This is a genomic window from Bartonella sp. CL266QHHD (assembly GCF_042195355.1).
Taxonomy (GTDB): Bacteria; Pseudomonadota; Alphaproteobacteria; order Rhizobiales; family Rhizobiaceae; genus Bartonella.
The window spans coordinates 110,559-129,503 of the sequence record NZ_JBHIOD010000042.1; the positions used below are offsets into that span (position 1 = coordinate 110,559).

Sequence of the window (18,945 nt, forward strand, 5' to 3'; positions counted from 1 at the left end):
ACGTAATATGAAAGTTCTTTATTTTGACCGATGTAAAAAAACTGTACAGATAGGTTTTTTTTGCCAAATTTCATGAACAGCCGCTCTCACTGCACGTCGTGTTGCCTCTCGAATAAGTTCATTATTTTTCTGTTTCATGCGTGGGATATTATAAACTGTATTTTCTACGATATCTAAAAGAATATCTTTTAAACTTTTCCCCTTTCCATTACTTTCAGGTAACCCTAATATTGTTAGACCTATATCCCCTAATAATTCATGCTTACTATTTATATGGAGAGAAATAGTAACATGACCAGCATAACTTAGTTTGCGGCGCTCACGAATCCCTAATTCATCTTCATCTCCAATTAAGCAACCATCCTTATAGATGCGGCCAACAGGAACTTGATCAATAACTTCTACAGGCTTTGGTGCAAGGCGTAAAATATGTCCATTTCTGATATCCGTAACAGTTTTAATACCTGCTTGACGTGCTAAAGTTGCCTGAGCCTTAAGATGCATTGCTTCCCCATGTACAGGGACAAGTATTTGTGGCTTTATCCAATCATACATCTGTAAAAGTTCTGAACGACGTGGATGACCTGAAACATGAACAAGCGCATCTTCATTCGTAATAATTTCAATACCCAAATCAATGAAACGATTTTGTACCTCAATAATCGCTTTTTCGTTTCCTGGAATACTTCGTGATGAATAAATAACGGTATCACCAGCGGAAAGTGCAATATTTTTCATTCCATCACGTGACAGTTTAGCCAAAGCTGCACATGGCTCACCTTGGCTCCCAGTGACAATTAAAACAAGATCTTTTCGCGAGATATAGCCATAATCATCTTCCGTTACAAATGGCGCTAAACCATTCATATAACCAAGCTCTTGTGCAACCATAATACTTCGCTTAAGGGAACGCCCAATGACAAGCACCTTACGTCCAGCAGCTTCAGCTGCAAGAGCAATAGAACGTATCCGACCAATATTAGAAGAAAAAGTTGCTATCGCAACGCGCCCTTCAGCTTTGGAAATAATCTCAGAAAGACTGGCTTGAACTTGCTGCTCTGATGGAGATATACCATCCCGACATGCATTTGTGGAATCACAAAGTAATGCTAAAACACCTTTTTTGCCTAAAGCACGAAATCTTTTTTCATCGGTTACAGCCCCGAGTGAAGGGGTATGATCAATTTTCCAATCACCAGTATGAATCACAGTCCCCAAAGAGGTTGTAATTGCTAAAGATACAGATTCTGGTATTGAATGGTTAACGGCTATAGCCTCTACAGCAAAGGAACCTACCTGAAAACAATCACCAGCTTGAAAAATATTGAGTAAAATTTTTTGAGATTCAAAATCTAATTGTTTTTTAGTTTCCAATAACCCTGCCGTAAAAGGCGTACAGTAAATTGGCACTTGTAACTTTGGACATAAATCAAGAACGGCCCCATAATGATCTTCATGTGCATGTGTTAAAACAAGACCCCGTATATTATGTTTTTCACTTTCTAGGAAACGAATATCAGGCAAAACAAGATCGACACCTGGTAATTCAGAACCAGCAAAACTAACCCCCATATCAACCAGCAGCCATTCACGAAGACTTTGGGGACCAAATCCGTAAGCAGCTAAATTCATCCCTATCTCACCTACACCTCCCAGAGGTAAAAAAACAAATTCATTCTTATTGGCTGCAACCATAAACATCTCCCAAATCATTAAGGTATCTGATGGTAAAATAATTTTTCAATAACGACCTGCATTAATAGAATCAGCGGAACCAAAATGAACATCTCCAGCTGTTATAATGGCTGTCTGACCGTCTTTTTGCTTTATGATGCAGTTAAAATCACTATCAAGACCATCAAAAATACCCTCAATGACTTTTTCATCATTCACCACTTTGACATGTTTTCCAAGGTGAGCGGAATATAAAAGCCATTTTTTTCGGATTATTTCACATCCTTTTGGTTGTTTCCAAAGAAGATAATTTTTAGAAAAACACTCCGTCAAAACCGTAAATAATTGTTCTGCATCAATATGCAAACCGATATTCTTTAAGCTTGAAGTGGAATAAGGTGCATCTTCATAATTATATTTCACATTTATTCCAATACCAATAACCAAGGCATATTGTTGTGATGACAATTTTAAAATCTCAAGCAAAACTCCAGAGCTTTTTTCTCCTTTGAGCAAAATATCGTTTGGCCATTTTAAGCTCACAATATTGTTTGTCTGCTTTTCCTCTTTTATCAATTGTTTTATTGCCTCTGCCACACTTACTCCAGCAACAAAGCCAAGTTGAGCCGCAGTTTGATGAACAATATCATCAATTAATAAAAGACTAGAATAAAGGTTCCCTTTTGGACTAGACCAAGTCCTCCCTCTTCTTGCTCTTCCCTGTGATTGTTCTTGTGCAACAATCCAAAGATTACCTTGATGACCAGTTTTCGCTTTTCGTTGCGCAATGAGATTTGTTGAATCAACACTATCGTACGCTTCAACAGTATATCCCTGTTTTTGTGCAAAATCTGATAAAGTATAAACCATATTCATTAAAACAATGCTGTTGCTGCTTTTTCTGCTAGCTCAGCGAACCAAACTCCAAAAAGCGCGTAAAATAAAATAAAGAATACAGAAAGACTAAGACAAAACTGAAGCTCATTCGATAAAGCAACAAAATGCGCTTTTGCATCATCAAACCACATAATTTTAATGACTCTCAAATAGTAAAAAGCCCCAACGACAGACGCTATCATCCCCACGACAGCAAGTGGAGTAAGTCCAGCGTGGACAGCCGCAGAAAATGTATACCACTTTCCAAAAAAACCAGCCATAGGAGGTATGCTTGCTAAAGAAAAAAGCTGTATTGTCATCACAACAGCCATAAACGGATTCGTCTTTGCTAACCCTGAAAGATCATAAATATTTTCAACATTGCCATTCTGAGAGCGCATTCCAAGAATAAAGGCAAATGAACCAATCGTCATTCCAAGATAAATCGTCATATAAAGAATAACACTTTTTACTCCTAGCATATCTCCAGCAGATAAACCAACAAGTGCATAGCCCATATGACTGATCGACGAATAAGCCATTAAGCGCTTAATATTATTTTGACCAATTGCAGCAAAAGCACCCAGTATCATTGATGCAATCGCCATGAACACCAAAATTTGTTGCCATGCAGGCATCACGTTATCAACACGCCCTAGGGGAATAAAGGTCATCACAATAATACGGATGATTAAAGCCATTGCAGCAACTTTAGGGGCACCAGCAAAAAATGCTGTAATCGGTGTGGGCGCTCCTTCATAAACATCAGGTGTCCACATATGAAATGGAACAGCAGAAATTTTGAAAGCCAAACCAGCTAAAATAAAGACAATTCCAAAAATGACCCCCAATTGTACATTCTTACCTTTTAAAGCAAGAGCAATTTCGTGAAAACCAATTTGACCGGTAAAACCATAAAGTAAAGAAATACCATAAAGAAGCAACCCTGAAGATAATGCTCCTAAAACAAAGTATTTTATACCGGCTTCAGAAGATTTTACATTATTACGATTAATCGCTGCTAAAACATATAAAGCTAAAGATTGCAGTTCTAACCCCATATAAAGCGACAGCATATTACCCGCTGAAATCATAAACATCATTCCAAGGGTTGCTAAAAGAACAAGCACTGGAAATTCAAATATATTAAACTTTTGTGCATTGGCAAAACCAACAGACATAATAAGAGAAAAGAGTGCGCCAATAAGCATTAAAATTTTCATATAACGACTAAAGGAATCGATAACGAGCGCATTGGTTTGAAATGAACCATTTTTCGGAAAAACTATAAGAATAATAATGGTTGCCACAAGAAGTGCCATGGCTAAACCTGTCACTGTTAAAGAAGCACGTGTATTGGAATAAACACCAATCATAAGTAGCACGACAGCTCCTAATGCGATTAAAAGCTCCGGAAGAATTAAGACTAATTGCGCTATTATTTCAGTTTGCATGTGCATTCTTCCCTTATCTAGTGCAGTTTATTGATGAGGGTTTCTACGGAAAACGCCGTTGCCTTAAGAATAGGCGTTGGATAGATACCAAAGAATATTGTAAGAATAACCATTGGATAAAGGAGGAATTTTTCTCTTAAAGAAAGATCTATTAATACTTTTAAATTCTCTTTATCCAAGGAACCAAAAACCACACGCCGATAAAGATAAAGGGCATAGGCTGCCGATAAGATAACACCTGTTGTTGCTAAAACAACAACCAATTTATTTACTTGAAAAACACCTATTAAGGTTAAAAACTCACCCAAAAATCCTGAGCTTCCAGGCAAACCAACATTTGCCATAGTGAAAATTAAGAAAACAACAGCATATTTAGGCATATTATTCACTAAACCACCAAACGCTGAAATTTCACGTGTATGCAAGCGATCATAGATAACCCCAACACAAAGAAACAATGCTGCTGAAACAATTCCATGGGATAGCATCTGATAAATAGCCCCTTGTATCCCCTGTTCATTTGCAGCAAAAATACCCATTGTCACATACCCCATATGCGCTATTGAAGAATAAGCAATAAGTTTTTTGATGTCACTTTGAACAAGTGCAACCAGTGATGTATAAATAATAGCGATAAGCGATAATGTGAAAACAAAAGGCGCAAAATCTGCTGAAGCGATAGGAAACATAGGCAAAGAAAAACGAAGAAAACCATACCCACCTAATTTGAGTAAGACACCAGCTAAAATAACGGAACCCGCTGTTGGTGCTTCTACGTGAGCATCAGGGAGCCATGTATGAACTGGCCACATTGGCATTTTAACTGCGAAAGAAGCAAAAAATGCAAGCCATAGCCATATTTGCATATGAGCAGGAAACTGATAATTGAGTAAAGTTGGTATATCAAGTGTCCCAGCCTCCCAATACATAACCATAAGAGCAACCAGCATAAGCACTGAACCAAGTAAAGTATATAAGAAAAACTTTATACTTGCATAAACACGACGTGCTCCTCCCCATACACCTATAATGATAAACATTGGAATAAGGCTGCCTTCAAAAAAAACATAGAATAGCATTGCATCAAGAGCACAAAAAACGCCAATAATCGCAACTTCTAGAAGAAGAAACGCAATCATATAAGCCTTTAATCTCTCTTTAACATTCTCCCAACTTGCTAAAATACAGAAAGGCAAAAGAAAAGCCGAGAGAACAACAAAAAGAATAGAAATACCATCAACCCCCATATGATAGCTAATACCCCCCCCTAACCAACTGGATTTTTCAACCATTTGAAAATTTTGGTTGCTAGAATCAAATCCTATCCAAATAATTAAAGAAATAATAAAAACAAATAGAGTCGTAAAAAATGCGACATTACGTATATTATGGCGTGCTACTTCACTATCATCTTTGATAAACAAAATCAGAAGCACACCAACAAGCGGCAAAAATGTAACCGTAGAAAGAATAGGCCAATCGGTCATTAGTTTACGCCCCCGATCATCATCCATGTAATGAGCAATGCAACGCCGATAAGCATTGCAAATGCATAGTGGTAAAGATAGCCTGTTTGCATTCGAACAACTCTATTTGTAATATCAACAACACGCGCTGCAATACCATTAGGACCTAGACCATCAATAATCTTACCGTCTCCCACTTTCCAAAGAAAAGAACCAATTCTAAAGGTAGGACGAACAAACAAAAAGTTATATAATTGATCGAAATACCATTTTTGGTAAAGAAAGTTATATGTTCTTGGCATAATACGAACCATTTTCTTAGGAAGAGATGGAATAGAAACATAAAATAAATAAGCTAAGATAAACCCAAGAAGCATCGCTATAAATGGCGACCATTTTACCCAATTAAAGACATGGTGGGCATCATGAAGAATGTGATTATGGCTGCTTGTAAATAATGCTCCCTTCCAAAAAGCATTATACAACTCACCAAAAAAGTAAGGTTGGAAAACGACACCAGAAAATATTGCTCCAATAGATAAAAGAAAGAGTGGAATCAACATAACTGGAGGCGATTCATGAACATGATGCATCACATCAACTGTTGCCCGTGGTTTACCATGGAATGTCATAAAGATAAGCCGCCATGAATAGAAACTTGTTAAAAAGGCAGCAAAAACAAGAAGATAAAAAGCATATCCTGAAGCAATATTATGAGATGCAAAAGCAGACTCTATAATCGCATCTTTTGAGAAAAAACCTGCAGTCCCGAAAAGTGTTCCTGGAATTCCAACACCGGTCAAGGCAATGGTCCCGACCATCATCATCCAATAGGTGACCTTTATATGTTTGCGTAACCCACCCATTTTTCGCATATCTTGTTCATCAGATACAGCATGAATCACAGAACCTGCACCAAGAAACAATAAGGCTTTAAAAAAAGCATGCGTAAAAAGATGAAAGACAGCAGCGCCATAAGCTCCAACACCTAATGCCACAAACATATAACCAAGTTGAGAGCATGTAGAATAAGCAATAACACGCTTAATATCATTCTGCACCAACCCCACAGTTGCTGCAAAAAACGCTGTTGTTGCACCAACAATAATAATCACGGTCAAAGCAGTCGAAGAAAGTTCAAAAATTGGCGACATACGCGCAACCATAAAAACACCAGCCGTTACCATTGTAGCAGCATGAATAAGCGCTGATACAGGGGTTGGTCCTTCCATTGCATCAGGCAGCCAAGTATGTAAAAGAAATTGTGCGGATTTTCCCATCGCACCAATAAATAATAAAAGACATGTAATGGTAATTGCCGTCTGCCCATCAAATTGCCAATCTAAAAATGTCACATTTTGTATAAAGCTCTTGTCGGCAGCTTTTGCAAAAATAGAGGCAAAATCAACCGATTGGAACAAAACAAAAATACTAAAGATTCCTAAGAGAAAACCAAAGTCTCCAACACGGTTAACTACAAAAGCTTTCATTGCGGCCTTATTAGCAGAATCGCGCTGAAACCAAAAACCGATGAGTAAATAAGAAGCAAGTCCGACACCTTCCCATCCAAAAAACATCTGAATCAAATTATTGGATGTGACCAACATAAGCATCATAAATGTAAATAAAGAAAGATAAGAAAAAAAACGAGACCTTGAAGGATCATGATGCATATAACCAATTGAATAAATATGCACCAATGCCGAAACACTGTTTACAACAATAAGCATGACAGCTGTTAATGCATCAACATGTAAAGCCCAATTAAAGCTTAAGTCACCAACAGTCATCCAATGTAATACCGATACATCAATCGCTGGAATATGACCAAGTGCAGTACTGAAAAATGCTATCCACGATAATATGGCAACAACAACCATAAAGCTACATGTTATCAATTCACTCGCACGATCTCCTATCGTTTTTCCACCTAGTGCAGCAATTAAAAAACCCAAAAGCGGAAGAAAGACAATCGTATAATACATCACTGGTTAGCCTTTCATTACATTAACATCTTCAACCGCAATGGAACCACGATTACGGAAAAAAACGACCAGAATTGCTAAACCAATGGCAGCTTCAGCAGCTGCTACGGTTAAGACAAATAAAGCAAATACCTGACCAACGAGATCATGAAGAAATGCTGAAAATGCAACAAAATTGAGATTAACTGAAAGCAATATAAGCTCAATGGACATCAAGATAATAATCACGTTTTTTCTGTTGAGAAAAATTCCAGCAATACCAATTGTAAACATCAAAGCAGAAACAGTGAGATAATGTGTAATATCAATATACATCTACATAGCCCCCTTATATACCTTTGCCTGATTCAACTTGTTTGATTTCAATAGCACTTTCTACCGTTCTAGAAACTTGCTCCGCAATAGATTGCCGCTTTACTCCTAATTTATGACGAAGTGTTAGAACAATAGCTCCAATCATTGCAACCAATAAAATCATTCCAGCAATTTGAAAATAGAAAACATAATCCGTATAGAGAATATCACCTAATGCTTGTGTATTTGTTCGCTGGGCTAAATCTGGCATTGGTTGCGTAACATGCGTTCTCAAGATTGGAGAAAAATAGCTACTCATAAAAACAACAATCAATTCTACAGCGATAATAACACCAATAAGAGCTCCAATAGGAGCATAGCGAAGAGTTCCACTCTTTAACTCAGCAAAATCAACGTCAAGCATCATAACGACAAATAAAAATAAAACAGCGACAGCTCCAACATATACAACAAGCAGAATAAGCCCTAAAAACTCTGCCCCTGCAAGTAAAAACAAAGCTGCTGCATTAAAAAATGCGAGGATTAAAAACAAAACAGAATGCACTGGATTGCGTGCTGTAATAACAATAACTGCACTTGTTAGCATAATAAAAGCAAACAAATAGAAAAATGCCGCCGCTAGATCTGTTAGCATAGGCTTCTCCTTAATTATTCAAACAATTGGTATAAACTTCATACCAGATTACAATTTATCGGAAAAATATCCGACACCTCATTTAACGATACACTTAACGATAAGGCGCATCCATCAATATATTTCGAGCAATTTCTCGCTCCCAGCGATCTCCATTCAATAAAAGCTTTTCTTTATCATAATAAAGTTCTTCACGTGTTTCCGTCGCAAACTCAAAATTTGGACCTTCGACAATAGCCTCAACCGGACAAGCTTCTTGACAAAAACCACAGTAAATACATTTAACCATATCGATATCATAACGGACAGTTCTACGTGTACCATCATTGCGCCGTGGCCCAGCTTCAATTGTAATCGCTTGAGCAGGACAAATCGCTTCACATAATTTACAAGCAATACACCGTTCTTCACCATTTGGATAGCGACGCAATGCATGCTCACCGCGAAAACGCTGAGATACAAAACCTTTTTCATAAGGATAATTAATCGTGGGCTTTGGTGAAAAAAATTGGCGCATAGCTAAGAAAAAAGCACTCACAAATTCCAATAGAAGAAGTGACTTTGCCGCCTGAATGAAACCTGACATCGTAAAATCTCCTCTTAAACGAAATCCGTAAACTTTAAAAAAGCAGCAGTTATCACAACCATTGCTAGTGAGAGAGGAAGAAAAACCTTCCAACCAAGCCGCATGAGCTGATCATAGCGATAACGTGGAACAAATGCTTTAACCATAGCAAACCAAAAAAATACAAAACAGACTTTTAAAACAAACCAAATGATACTAGGAACCCAATTAAGCCACCAAACATCTAAAGGAGGCAGCCAACCGCCTAAAAATAGAATGGTTGTTAATGCGCACATTAAAACAATCGCAACATATTCACCTAAAAAGAAGAGCATGTAAGGCGTTGAAGAATATTCTACCATATGACCAGCAACAAGTTCAGATTCTGCTTCCACCAAATCGAATGGAGGACGGTTTGTCTCTGCAAGCGCAGAAATAAAAAATATAATAAACATTGGAAAAAGGACCAACCAATTCCAATCGAGAAAACTGTTAAAAGGAAGACCAAGAGTTGTACCAAAACCATGACTTTGTTTAAGAACAATTGTTGTAAGATCCAACGAACCACTCACTAAAATAACGGTCACAAGCACAAAACCAATGGAAACTTCATAAGAAACCATTTGTGCCGCCGAACGAAGAGCTCCTAAGAAAGGATATTTTGAATTTGATGCCCATCCCCCCATAATAACACCATAAACTTCAAGAGATGAAATAGCTAAAATATAAAGCAAGCCAACATTAATCTTCGCAACCTCCCAACCCTCATTGACAGGAATAACAGCCCAAGTTGATAAAGCAAGTGTCGCTGAAATAAAAGGAGCCAAAAGAAAAACCCCCTTATTTGCACCTGCTGGGATAATAGGTTCTTTCACAACAAATTTAATTAAATCTGCAAAAGACTGTAACAATCCCCATGGACCAACAACGTTTGGTCCACGACGCAATTGTACCGCAGCCCAAATTTTTCTATCTGCGTAAAGAAGGTAAGCAACTAAGATCAAAAGAACGACCAAAAGAAGAAGTGTTTTTCCGATTATAATGAGTAATGGCAACAGCCAAGTCATAAAGAAATCATACATCATTATTCTTTTTCCTTTGCCCTTACTTTACAGTACAGTTTGCGTAGAACGATTTTTTGCAAGAGATGAACATTTAGCCATAACAGCAGAAGCACGTGCTATCGGATTTGTTAAATAAAAGTCTTTAACCATAGAAGTAAATGTTTGACTCTCGAGAGAAACCATTTTTGAACCAAGCGCCTTAAGACCACTTATATCAGAAGGCACTATATCATCAACAGCACAAAGGTGTGGATAATCATTAAACAAGCATTGCCTTAATTGAGGAAGAGAATCAAAAGGGAGTTTTTGTCCTAAAATATCCGATAAAGCACGCAAAATAGCCCAATCTTCTTTTGCTTCACCTGGAGCAAAACCAGCCCGATTTGTCATTTGAACACGTCCTTCTGTATTCACATAAAGCCCTGATTTTTCAGTGTAAGCAGATGCAGGCAAAATAACATCAGCAGCATGTGCACCATTATCACCATGGCTCCCAATATAAACTGTAAAAGCTTTTGTATTGGCTAATTCTACTTCATCAGCACCAAGCAAAAATAGAACTTCACAGGTTTTAAGTATATTTGCAACCCCAAGCTTAGAAGTAAAGCCTATGTCTAACCCTCCAACAATCGATGCTGCATTATGAAGAACCCCAAACCCATTCCATGTCTCACTAAGAGCACCAATATTATCAGCTAATTTAGCAAGACTTTTTAAAACAGATAAACCTTCATTTCCTGAAACAGCCCCCTCTCCGATAAGAATAAGGGGCCTCTTCGCTTCTTTTAAGACATTAAAAAAAACATCCTCTCCACGAATAAGTGTCGTTAATGTATCACTCCCAGATCCAAGGTAAGAATAAGGATAACGTAAATCGACTTTCTCTCCAATTAATGCAATAGGAAAATTGCCCATCCGTTGGCGCTTTAAAATACGCGCATTTAAAACAGCTGCTTCATGACGTGGATTAGATCCCACAATAAGCAGTGCATCAGCCTGTTCAATACCTACAATTGTAGGATTAAAAATATAACTCGAGCGTCCAAACTCTGGCGATAAAGCCCCCCCTCTTTGACGACAATCAAAAAGCGTTGAGCCCAAAGAGCTCAATAATGCTTTAAGGGCATACATTTCTTCAACAGAAGCAAGATCTCCAGCAATGGCTCCAATTTTTTCTGGAAAAATTTTAGAGATCACCATTTTAATTTTTGCAAAAGCTTCTGTCCAACTGACAGGTTGAAGCTTTCCATCTTTGCGTATATATGGCTTATCAAGCCGCTGAGTCCGTAATCCATCCCAAATAAAACGCGTTTTATCAGAGATCCATTCCTCATTTACATCTTCATTCGTACGCGGCATAATCCGCATAACTTCACGGCCGCGGCTATCAATACGGATAGCACTACCAAGCGCATCCATCACATCAATCGATTCCGTTTTTACCAATTCCCACGGACGGGCATGAAACGCATAAGGTTTTGAAGTTAAAGCTCCCACTGGACAAAGATCAATAACATTTCCCTGTAATTCAGATGTCATAGCTTTTTCAAGATACGTCGTAATTTCAGCATCTTCACCACGACCGATCAAACCAAGCTCAGAAATACCTGCAACTTCCGTTGTAAAACGAACACACCGTGTACAATGAATACATCGTGTCATAACAGTTTTGACAAGAGGTCCAATATATTTATCTTCTACAGCACGTTTATTTTCTGTATAACGAGAACAATCTCGTCCATAAAGCATTGCTTGATCTTGAAGATCACACTCTCCCCCTTGATCACACACTGGACAATCCAAAGGATGATTAATGAGAAGAAATTCCATAACACCTTCACGTGCTTTTTTTACCATCGCCGTATTGGTAAAAATTTCAGGTGCTTCACCGTTAGGCCCTACTCGTAAATCACGAACCCCCATAGCACAAGAAGCCTGAGGTTTTGGAGGACCACCCTTAACCTCAACTAAACACATACGACAATTTCCAGCAATTGATAAAGATTCATGAAAACAAAAACGTGGCACTTCAACACCCGCCGCCTCAGCAGCCTGAAGCAACGTGTAGTAATCAGGAACTTCAATCTCTTTGCCATCAACTTTGATATTTATCATCACCCATCCAACCTGCGGATAACCCACTTAAAATTTGCATTCGGTTGCTCTTAGAACAAAATCCGTTATTAAACCGCTTCTAAAGCAATATTTTTGCTTTGGACTACATTTCGCGTGTATTCATCAATTCTACGCTCGATTTCCGGACGAAAATTACGTATCAACCCCTGTACAGGCCATGCGGCAGCATCACCAAGCGCACAAATAGTGTGTCCTTCAACCTGTTTAGACACTTCAAACAAAAGATCAATCTCGCGTTTTTGCGCTCTTCCTTCAACCATACGCCCTAAAAGACGCATCATCCACCCCGTCCCCTCACGACACGGTGTACACTGACCACAACTCTCGTGCTTGAAAAAAGCAGCTATACGCCAAATTGCCTTGATAATATCGGTTGATTTATCCATAACAATCATTCCCCCTGTGCCAAAAGAAGACCCGACATCTCTCATCCCATCAAAATCCATGATCGCATCGATCATATCCTCACCACGAACGACTGGACAAGAAGCCCCCCCTGGAATAACCGCTAAAAGATTATTCCATCCACCACGAACACCACCCGTATGTTTTTCAATTAATTCACGGAATGAAACACCAAGAGCGTCTTCAAATGTACAAGGTGCATTAACATGCCCTGAAACCATAAATAATTTCGTTCCAACATTATTTGCTCGTCCAATTGATGAAAACCACGAAGCACCCCGCCGCAAAATCGTTGGAACAACGGCAATAGACTCTACATTATTTACTGTTGTTGGACAGCCATAAACCCCCATATTGGCAGGAAATGGTGGCTTAAGCCGAGGTTGCCCCTTTTTTCCTTCAAGACTTTCAAGAAGAGCCGTTTCTTCACCACAAATATAAGCACCAGCTCCATGATGAATAACAATATCACAAGCATGCCCATATTTCGTTTTTTTGCCAAGTAACCCCGCATCATAGCACTCATCAACGGCAGCTTGAAGCGCTTCACGTTCACGAATATATTCACCACGAATATAAATAAAAGCAACATTGGCTCCCATAGCAAAAGTAGCGATTACACATCCTTCAATCAAAGTATGGGGGTCATGACGTAAAATATCACGGTCTTTACAAGTTCCAGGTTCAGATTCATCGGCATTGACAACCAAATAATGAGGACGCCCATCATTCTGCTTTGGCATAAAGGACCACTTCATTCCAGTAGGAAAACCAGCACCACCACGACCGCGTAAACCCGATGCCTTCACTTCGTCAATGATCCAATCACGACCTTTGTCAATCATCTCTTTCAGACCATTCCAATGCCCACGCAACATCGCAGCCTTTAATGATTTGTCTTTTAAGCCATAAATATTGGTGAAGATACGATCTTTATCAGCTAGCATACCTCACCTTTTTTCTATTACCCATAGCATTTTCCGCTTTTCCTCAAATGCAATTTTTAAATATCTTTTCAAGACTTCTTACTTTTCGTTAAATGTTGCCATCATGGGTAGAATAATAAAATATTTTTTCAAGAAAAATACTTAATTATGTTCCCATTCTTTCCTTATCCTTTTTTGGTGAAGACTTGAGAGATCTTTTTTTCTTTCTCATCATCAATAAGAGAAGTTAAACCACTAATCGGTTCCGACGATTTACGACTATTTTGTGGACCAACCGCTATCTCAGAACTTTCACCTGCTTCAAATGCATCAATAATTTCTTCAAGGCGTTCAGCTGTAAGATCTTCATAAGTATCTTTAAAAATCATAACCATCGGAGCATTAACACAAGCACCAAGACACTCTACCTCTTCCCATGATAAGGTTCCATCCTGATTGGTCGCAAAAGGTTCATGATGAATTTTTTTCTGACAAACTTTAATCAATTCATCAGAACCACGTAACATACAAGGCGTTGTACCACAAACTTGAATATGCGCTTTTGTTCCAACAGGCTTAAGCTGAAACTGAGTATAAAAAGTAGCAACTTCTAAGACACGGATATAAGCCATAGAAAGAATCTGAGCAATATGCTCAATTGCAGCACGTGTCACCCAACCATCTTGCTCTTGAGCGCGCATTAATAATGGAATTACAGCAGACTGCTGACGCCCTACAGGATATTTTTTTATGGTATTTTGTACCCATATCTGATTTTCTTTTGTAAAAGAAAACTCAGCCGGCTGATAAACATCATCTGCAAGACGGCGTACGGACATTAGCGATCAACCTCCCCAAAAACAATATCAATCGAACCCAAAATAGCTGTAGCATCTGCCAACATATGACCTCTGGTTAAAAAATCCATAGCTTGGAGATGAGCAAACCCAGGAGCACGCAACTTGACACGATAAGGCTTATTGGTCCCATCAGAAACAAGATAAACACCAAACTCACCCTTCGGAGCTTCCACAGCAACATATACTTCTCCAGGAGGTGTATGAAAACCTTCCGTATAGAGTTTAAAGTGATGAATCAGTGCTTCCATCGAGCTTTTCATTTCACTCCGCGTCGGTGGTACGATTTTGCGATCCAAGCTCGAAATCGGTCCATTTTTTTCAGTACTCAGTAAACGCTCCACACATTGGCGCATGATTTTCGCTGATTGACGCATTTCTTCCATACGAATAAGATAGCGATCATAACAATCGCTATTTTTACCTACAGGAATATCGAATTCCATTTCATCGTAACATTCATAAGGCTGACTTTTACGCAAATCCCACGGAACACCAGCTCCACGAATCATAACCCCAGAAAAACCGCGTGCCCAAGCTTCATCAATACTTACAACGCCAATATCCACATTACGCTGCTTAAAAATCCGATTTGGGGTCACAAGCGCATCAAGTTTTCCGAGAGAAACAAGAAATGGATCAATAAAATCACCAATATCTTCAACTAAAGATTCTGGTAAATCTTGATGCACGCCACCGGGACGAAAATAATTTGCATGAAGACGAGCACCACAGGCACGCTCATAAAAAATCATCAACCTTTCACGTTGCTCAAACCCCCAAAGCGGTGGTGTTAAAGCGCCAACATCCATTGCCTGTGTCGTTACATTAAGCAAATGATTAAGAATACGCCCAATTTCAGAAAACAAAACACGTATTAATTGCCCTCTTTTAGGAACTTTAATATCTAATAACTTTTCAATAGCAAGAACAAAGGCATGTTCCTGATTCATAGGAGCAACATAATCCAAACGATCTAAATAAGGACCCGCTTGAAGATAAGTCTTTGTTTCCATTAATTTTTCAGTACCGCGATGCAACAACCCAATATGTGGATCTACACGCTCAACAACTTCACCGTCCAACTCCAGAACCATGCGCAAAACCCCATGCGCGGCAGGATGCTGCGGACCAAAATTGATATTAAAGTTTCGAACATTGACCTCAGCCACAATCAACCCCTTGCTTTTTAAAAAACTTCATATCAAATATCAAAAAAATCTATCACGCTAAAAAATATTTAATTATTTAAGAAATACAGTACTCTAATATAATGCCTTATCAAAACCAATATTATTTTTTTTCATCTGCTTTTCCATCACGTGGCAAAGTATACTGTCCTCCTTCCCAAGGAGACAGAAAATCAAAATTACGCATCTCTTGGCGCAAAACAACAGGCTCATAAATCACTCTCTTTGCTTCATTATCATAACGGCATTCAACAAATCCTGTCACAGGAAAGTCTTTGCGTAAAGGATATCCTTCAAACCCATAATCTGTTAAAATCCGTCTCAAATCCGGATGTCCTGAAAATAAAATCCCATACATATCATACGTTTCTCGTTCATACCACTCTGCACCAGGATAAACCGTACAAGCTGAAGCAACAGGAGTATTTTCATCAGTACGAACCTTTACACGTAAGCGTAAATTCTCACGAGGAGATAACAATTGGTAAGAAACATCAAAGCGCTTATCGCGAGAAGGATAATCCACACCACTAATGTCTGTAAGATTAATAAATTGACAGCGAGAATCATCTCGAACAAACATTAAGACATCGATAATTGCATCAAGACGTGCCACAATGGTCAATTCACCAAAAGCAAGAACAGTCTCTTCAAGCTTATTTTTTAACTTATTTTCCAAATAAGCAGCAAGTTCAACCAATGTTTCATCCACCATGACAAGAAAACTCTCTATCGCTCTATGGATCCGGTACGACGGATTTTTTTCTGTAACAACAATATGCCGTATAATAATGCCTCTGCTGTAGGTGGACACCCTGGAACATATATATCGACAGGCACGATACGATCACATCCCCGCACTACTGAATAGGAATAATGATAATATCCCCCACCGTTTGCACATGACCCCATAGAAATCACATAACGTGGCTCAGGCATCTGATCATAAACCTTCCTTAAAGCAGGCGCCATCTTATTTGTGAGCGTACCAGCAACCACCATCACATCGGACTGGCGGGGTGAAGCTCGTGGTGCATATCCAAAACGCTCATTATCATAATGAGGCATTGAGCATTGCATCATTTCGATAGCACAACAAGCCAAACCAAAACTCATCCACATTAAAGAACCGGTACGTGCCCAAGTAATCAAAGCATCTGCCGAGGTAACTAAAAAACCCTTATCTGATAATTCAGCATTGATATCACGAAAAAACTTATCATCAGATCCTATCAGCCCACCAGTATTTGGATCAATGATTCCTTTTGGTTTTGGAGCTGTAATCGTTGAATTATTAGATCTTAATTCCATTCAAGAGCTCCTTTTTTCCATTCATATATAAATCCAATAGTCAAAATCGCTAAAAATACAATCATCGACCAAAAGCCAAACATACCTATTGATTCGAATGAAACAGCCCAAGGAAAAAGAAAAGCAACTTCAAGATCAAAAATAATAAATAAAATTGATACCAAATAGAAACGAATATCAAACTTCATGCGTGCATCACTAAATGAATTAAACCCACATTCATAAGCCGATAACTTTTCAGGATCGGGGGAACGATATGCTACAATGTAAGGTGTAATCAACAAAACTCCAGCAATAACCGCTGACACAATAATGAAAATCAAGACTGGTAAGTAAGAGCTCAATAAATAAGCCATAACCCTCTTCCATCGTAACGAAATGCCTGAGTTAACACAATGATTCAATATTGCGAGACCAAACAGACAAATTTAACAATCGCTCTATTAACTCTATTCATACTGCTTCAAAGGCATACAGAGCGATACTTTTCTTATCGGCATAGGTAACGCAGAGCAAAGAAAGACGCAAGCCCTATTCTTATAAACCATATAAAAAGAAAGAAAAAACATATTTATCCCCCAATCAAATACTCCACCACCTCACTTATAGCATATGGATACTTAAAAAAAGGAAATTTCATAAGGAATCAAGAAATGGCGCGAGTGACGGGGCTCGAACCCGCGACCTCCGGCGTGACAGGCCAGCACTCTAACCAACTGAGCTACACCCGCGCATTTTTTTCGAACCAATTTAATTTGGTACAAGCGGTCGTGTAAGGGGTTCACGCGTTTATGTCAAGAAGGATTATGCATTTTTAAAAAAAATTATCAAATACCATCTTTATTCTTGCGTTTAGAAAAATTTTTCCTTAAAGAGTCTCCATTCAATTGCTGATCATTGCATTGGGCGATTAGCTCAGCTGGTAGAGCGCCTCGTTTACACCGAGGATGTCGGGAGTTCGAGTCTCTCATCGCCCACCATATAGCTTTATATTCCTATTAAGCTGTTGATTCTTCATATGTTTTTTTAAGTGAGGGACGCGTAAATAAAAGTTAGGGAATAGGATTTTGCAACACGTCTCTATAGGACGCCTCTTTTTTTGCAAACTTTCTCAAGAAAGTCTTTTAATTCTGCTAAGTTTTGTTGTGAAAAATTCTCTAAATTTCTAACAAACTCACCAACAGCTTCACATCTCAACGGATCAGAAGTCTTGATTGTAAAACTTTTGCGACAAGCATAAGCTGCTTTCCTTAAGAGTAAAGCCTTCTCTTTATCTAAACCATAAAGCTCTATGATCTTTTCCTCCAGTCCTACAGGAACAGATTTTTTGCCAATCTCGACAGAAGATAAAAATGCTACAGATATGTCTAATTTTTTAGCCATATCTAAAAGGCGTTCGGAGTGATCAATGCGAAGTTTCCGTAAAATTTTACCAAAAGATGTAACCATATAAAAAGTCCTATTAGAGAAGAAATATTTCTTCTGATTCTAACAAATCTTTTTATGATTTTCTTCAATTATTACGAATCAAGAGTTCTTTTCGGGGTGTTTTTTTAGCAAAACCAGAGGTCCAAAGGGTCTCTAATTCTAAAAAGTCAAAATCCTTAAAGATCTCTCGAACCGCATCACAATCATTTAGACTCAAGACAAATTTGCCTTGTATGCTTTTGAGAACTTTTGCCATACTCACAAAATCATCTTCAACAAAATTCCCAGAGCTGTAACACTTCTTCTTCACAAGATAAGGCGGGTCTAGGTAAAATAAACTGTCGGGTGCATCAAATAGCTCGATAACCCGTTCCCACGACAAATTTAAGATTGTCGTATCAAGAAGCTTCTGTCTAACACGCCTCATCCTTGATAACAGCTTTTCGGGATTAAACTCTGCCGTTCTTTTCCTTCCAAAACTAAAAGAGACATAATCTTTTTTCCCATACATCACACAACGTTGGAGAAACAAAAAACGTGCGGCTCTTTCAACTTTGGAAAGGCTTTCTGGATCAATCGCCGCAAGTTCAAAAAACAACTGTCTTGAACAAACAAACCATTCTAGTCGTTTGGCTAAATCATCAAAGTCATTTTGAACA

The 18,945-nt window shown here is 38.5% G+C and carries 17 protein-coding genes, 2 tRNA genes and 1 pseudogene; 1 reads left to right on the forward strand and 19 read right to left on the reverse strand.

From position 1 onward, the window contains the following. Positions 1-18 precede the first annotated feature (18 nt). The 17 genes and pseudogenes from ACFIK7_RS05760 to ACFIK7_RS05840 form a co-directional block, all read right to left on the reverse strand. Positions 19-1,695, reverse strand: coding sequence for a ribonuclease J (locus ACFIK7_RS05760; protein WP_273791272.1), 1,677 nt, complete (start codon positions 1,693-1,695; stop codon positions 19-21). 45 nt (positions 1,696-1,740) lie between these two features. Further along, positions 1,741-2,550, reverse strand: a complete 810-nt coding sequence (locus ACFIK7_RS05765; RefSeq protein WP_375631153.1) for a biotin--[acetyl-CoA-carboxylase] ligase — start codon at positions 2,548-2,550, stop codon at positions 1,741-1,743. Beyond that, complete coding sequence (gene nuoN / locus ACFIK7_RS05770) at positions 2,550-4,004, reverse strand: NADH-quinone oxidoreductase subunit NuoN (RefSeq protein WP_375663073.1); 1,455 nt, start codon at positions 4,002-4,004, stop codon at positions 2,550-2,552. The genes ACFIK7_RS05765 and nuoN overlap by 1 nt, the downstream gene beginning before the upstream one ends. Positions 4,005-4,021: 17 nt before the next feature. After that, positions 4,022-5,491, reverse strand: coding sequence for an NADH-quinone oxidoreductase subunit M (locus ACFIK7_RS05775; RefSeq protein ID WP_273791287.1), 1,470 nt, complete (start codon positions 5,489-5,491; stop codon positions 4,022-4,024). Then, on the reverse strand, positions 5,491-7,455 hold the full coding sequence (nuoL, locus tag ACFIK7_RS05780; RefSeq protein ID WP_375631157.1) for an NADH-quinone oxidoreductase subunit L: 1,965 nt from the start codon (positions 7,453-7,455) through the stop codon (positions 5,491-5,493). Before nuoL ends, ACFIK7_RS05775 begins: the two co-directional genes overlap by 1 nt. A gap of 6 nt (positions 7,456-7,461) precedes the next feature. Next, positions 7,462-7,770 carry an NADH-quinone oxidoreductase subunit NuoK gene (nuoK, locus tag ACFIK7_RS05785; protein ID WP_273791275.1) on the reverse strand — a complete coding sequence of 103 codons (309 nt, stop codon included), beginning with the start codon at positions 7,768-7,770 and terminating at the stop codon, positions 7,462-7,464. Between the two features lie 13 nt (positions 7,771-7,783). Beyond that, positions 7,784-8,404, reverse strand: a complete 621-nt coding sequence (locus ACFIK7_RS05790) for an NADH-quinone oxidoreductase subunit J (protein ID WP_273791276.1) — start codon at positions 8,402-8,404, stop codon at positions 7,784-7,786. A 94-nt stretch (positions 8,405-8,498) separates the two neighbouring features. Continuing rightward, positions 8,499-8,990 carry an NADH-quinone oxidoreductase subunit NuoI gene (gene nuoI, locus ACFIK7_RS05795; protein ID WP_273723184.1) on the reverse strand — a complete coding sequence of 164 codons (492 nt, stop codon included), beginning with the start codon at positions 8,988-8,990 and terminating at the stop codon, positions 8,499-8,501. Positions 8,991-9,004: 14 nt separating this feature from the next. Continuing rightward, positions 9,005-10,051 (reverse strand): NADH-quinone oxidoreductase subunit NuoH, encoded by a 1,047-nt coding sequence (gene nuoH, locus ACFIK7_RS05800; protein ID WP_375663076.1) that lies wholly within the window; start codon positions 10,049-10,051, stop codon positions 9,005-9,007. A gap of 27 nt (positions 10,052-10,078) precedes the next feature. Then, entirely contained in the window at positions 10,079-12,148 is a 2,070-nt protein-coding gene (gene nuoG, locus ACFIK7_RS05805) for an NADH-quinone oxidoreductase subunit NuoG (RefSeq protein WP_375631155.1), read from the reverse strand. A 68-nt stretch (positions 12,149-12,216) separates the two neighbouring features. Continuing rightward, positions 12,217-13,521, reverse strand: a complete 1,305-nt coding sequence (nuoF, locus tag ACFIK7_RS05810; protein WP_273791278.1) for an NADH-quinone oxidoreductase subunit NuoF — start codon at positions 13,519-13,521, stop codon at positions 12,217-12,219. Positions 13,522-13,666: 145 nt separating this feature from the next. Further along, positions 13,667-14,339, reverse strand: a pseudogene (gene nuoE, locus ACFIK7_RS05815) (NADH-quinone oxidoreductase subunit NuoE). Continuing rightward, complete coding sequence (locus ACFIK7_RS05820; RefSeq protein ID WP_273791280.1) at positions 14,339-15,529, reverse strand: NADH-quinone oxidoreductase subunit D; 1,191 nt, start codon at positions 15,527-15,529, stop codon at positions 14,339-14,341. The pseudogene nuoE and the gene ACFIK7_RS05820 overlap by 1 nt, the downstream one beginning before the upstream one ends. Positions 15,530-15,650: 121 nt before the next feature. Next, positions 15,651-16,262 carry an NADH-quinone oxidoreductase subunit C gene (locus ACFIK7_RS05825; protein WP_273791281.1) on the reverse strand — a complete coding sequence of 204 codons (612 nt, stop codon included), beginning with the start codon at positions 16,260-16,262 and terminating at the stop codon, positions 15,651-15,653. Between the two features lie 14 nt (positions 16,263-16,276). Beyond that, positions 16,277-16,858: an NADH-quinone oxidoreductase subunit B family protein gene (locus ACFIK7_RS05830; protein WP_273791282.1), complete on the reverse strand. Its 582-nt coding sequence runs from the start codon at positions 16,856-16,858 to the stop codon at positions 16,277-16,279. Next, on the reverse strand, positions 16,849-17,214 hold the full coding sequence (locus ACFIK7_RS05835; RefSeq protein ID WP_005773599.1) for an NADH-quinone oxidoreductase subunit A: 366 nt from the start codon (positions 17,212-17,214) through the stop codon (positions 16,849-16,851). The genes ACFIK7_RS05830 and ACFIK7_RS05835 overlap by 10 nt, the downstream gene beginning before the upstream one ends. 298 nt (positions 17,215-17,512) lie before the next feature. Continuing rightward, positions 17,513-17,589 (reverse strand) — tRNA-Asp (locus ACFIK7_RS05840). Positions 17,590-17,762: 173 nt separating this feature from the next. Between ACFIK7_RS05840 and ACFIK7_RS05845 the strand changes: the two genes are divergently transcribed. Next, positions 17,763-17,838: transfer RNA gene (locus tag ACFIK7_RS05845), tRNA-Val, on the forward strand. Between the two features lie 100 nt (positions 17,839-17,938). On the opposite strand, the gene ACFIK7_RS05850 is transcribed toward ACFIK7_RS05845, so the two are convergent. Together ACFIK7_RS05850 and ACFIK7_RS05855 are read right to left on the reverse strand one after the other, a co-directional pair. Continuing rightward, the gene (locus ACFIK7_RS05850; protein ID WP_273791283.1) at positions 17,939-18,307 is read right to left on the reverse strand and encodes a helix-turn-helix domain-containing protein; all 369 of its coding nucleotides are present in this window, start codon (positions 18,305-18,307) and stop codon (positions 17,939-17,941) included. A gap of 64 nt (positions 18,308-18,371) precedes the next feature. Further along, positions 18,372-18,945 (reverse strand): DNA adenine methylase (locus tag ACFIK7_RS05855; RefSeq protein WP_375663074.1); only part of this gene is annotated, 574 nt, incomplete at its 5' end.

What these genes read in the sequence shown, in the direction of transcription:
- nuoH (WP_375663076.1), bottom strand. Translation starts at nt 10,051, where the DNA reads ATGTATGATTTCTTTATGACTTGGCTGTTGCCATTACTCATTATAATC.
- nuoN (WP_375663073.1), bottom strand. Translation starts at nt 4,004, where the DNA reads ATGCAAACTGAAATAATAGCGCAATTAGTCTTAATTCTTCCGGAGCTT.
- ACFIK7_RS05850 (WP_273791283.1), bottom strand. Translation starts at nt 18,307, where the DNA reads ATGGTTACATCTTTTGGTAAAATTTTACGGAAACTTCGCATTGATCAC.
- nuoL (WP_375631157.1), bottom strand. Translation starts at nt 7,455, where the DNA reads ATGTATTATACGATTGTCTTTCTTCCGCTTTTGGGTTTTTTAATTGCT.
- ACFIK7_RS05790 (WP_273791276.1), bottom strand. Translation starts at nt 8,404, where the DNA reads ATGCTAACAGATCTAGCGGCGGCATTTTTCTATTTGTTTGCTTTTATT.
- nuoK (WP_273791275.1), bottom strand. Translation starts at nt 7,770, where the DNA reads ATGTATATTGATATTACACATTATCTCACTGTTTCTGCTTTGATGTTT.
- ACFIK7_RS05775 (WP_273791287.1), bottom strand. Translation starts at nt 5,491, where the DNA reads ATGACCGATTGGCCTATTCTTTCTACGGTTACATTTTTGCCGCTTGTT.
- ACFIK7_RS05760 (WP_273791272.1), bottom strand. Translation starts at nt 1,695, where the DNA reads ATGGTTGCAGCCAATAAGAATGAATTTGTTTTTTTACCTCTGGGAGGT.
- ACFIK7_RS05765 (WP_375631153.1), bottom strand. Translation starts at nt 2,550, where the DNA reads ATGAATATGGTTTATACTTTATCAGATTTTGCACAAAAACAGGGATAT.
- ACFIK7_RS05835 (WP_005773599.1), bottom strand. Translation starts at nt 17,214, where the DNA reads ATGGCTTATTTATTGAGCTCTTACTTACCAGTCTTGATTTTCATTATT.
- ACFIK7_RS05830 (WP_273791282.1), bottom strand. Translation starts at nt 16,858, where the DNA reads ATGGAATTAAGATCTAATAATTCAACGATTACAGCTCCAAAACCAAAA.
- ACFIK7_RS05825 (WP_273791281.1), bottom strand. Translation starts at nt 16,262, where the DNA reads ATGGTGGATGAAACATTGGTTGAACTTGCTGCTTATTTGGAAAATAAG.
- nuoG (WP_375631155.1), bottom strand. Translation starts at nt 12,148, where the DNA reads ATGATAAATATCAAAGTTGATGGCAAAGAGATTGAAGTTCCTGATTAC.
- nuoF (WP_273791278.1), bottom strand. Translation starts at nt 13,521, where the DNA reads ATGCTAGCTGATAAAGATCGTATCTTCACCAATATTTATGGCTTAAAA.
- nuoI (WP_273723184.1), bottom strand. Translation starts at nt 8,990, where the DNA reads ATGTCAGGTTTCATTCAGGCGGCAAAGTCACTTCTTCTATTGGAATTT.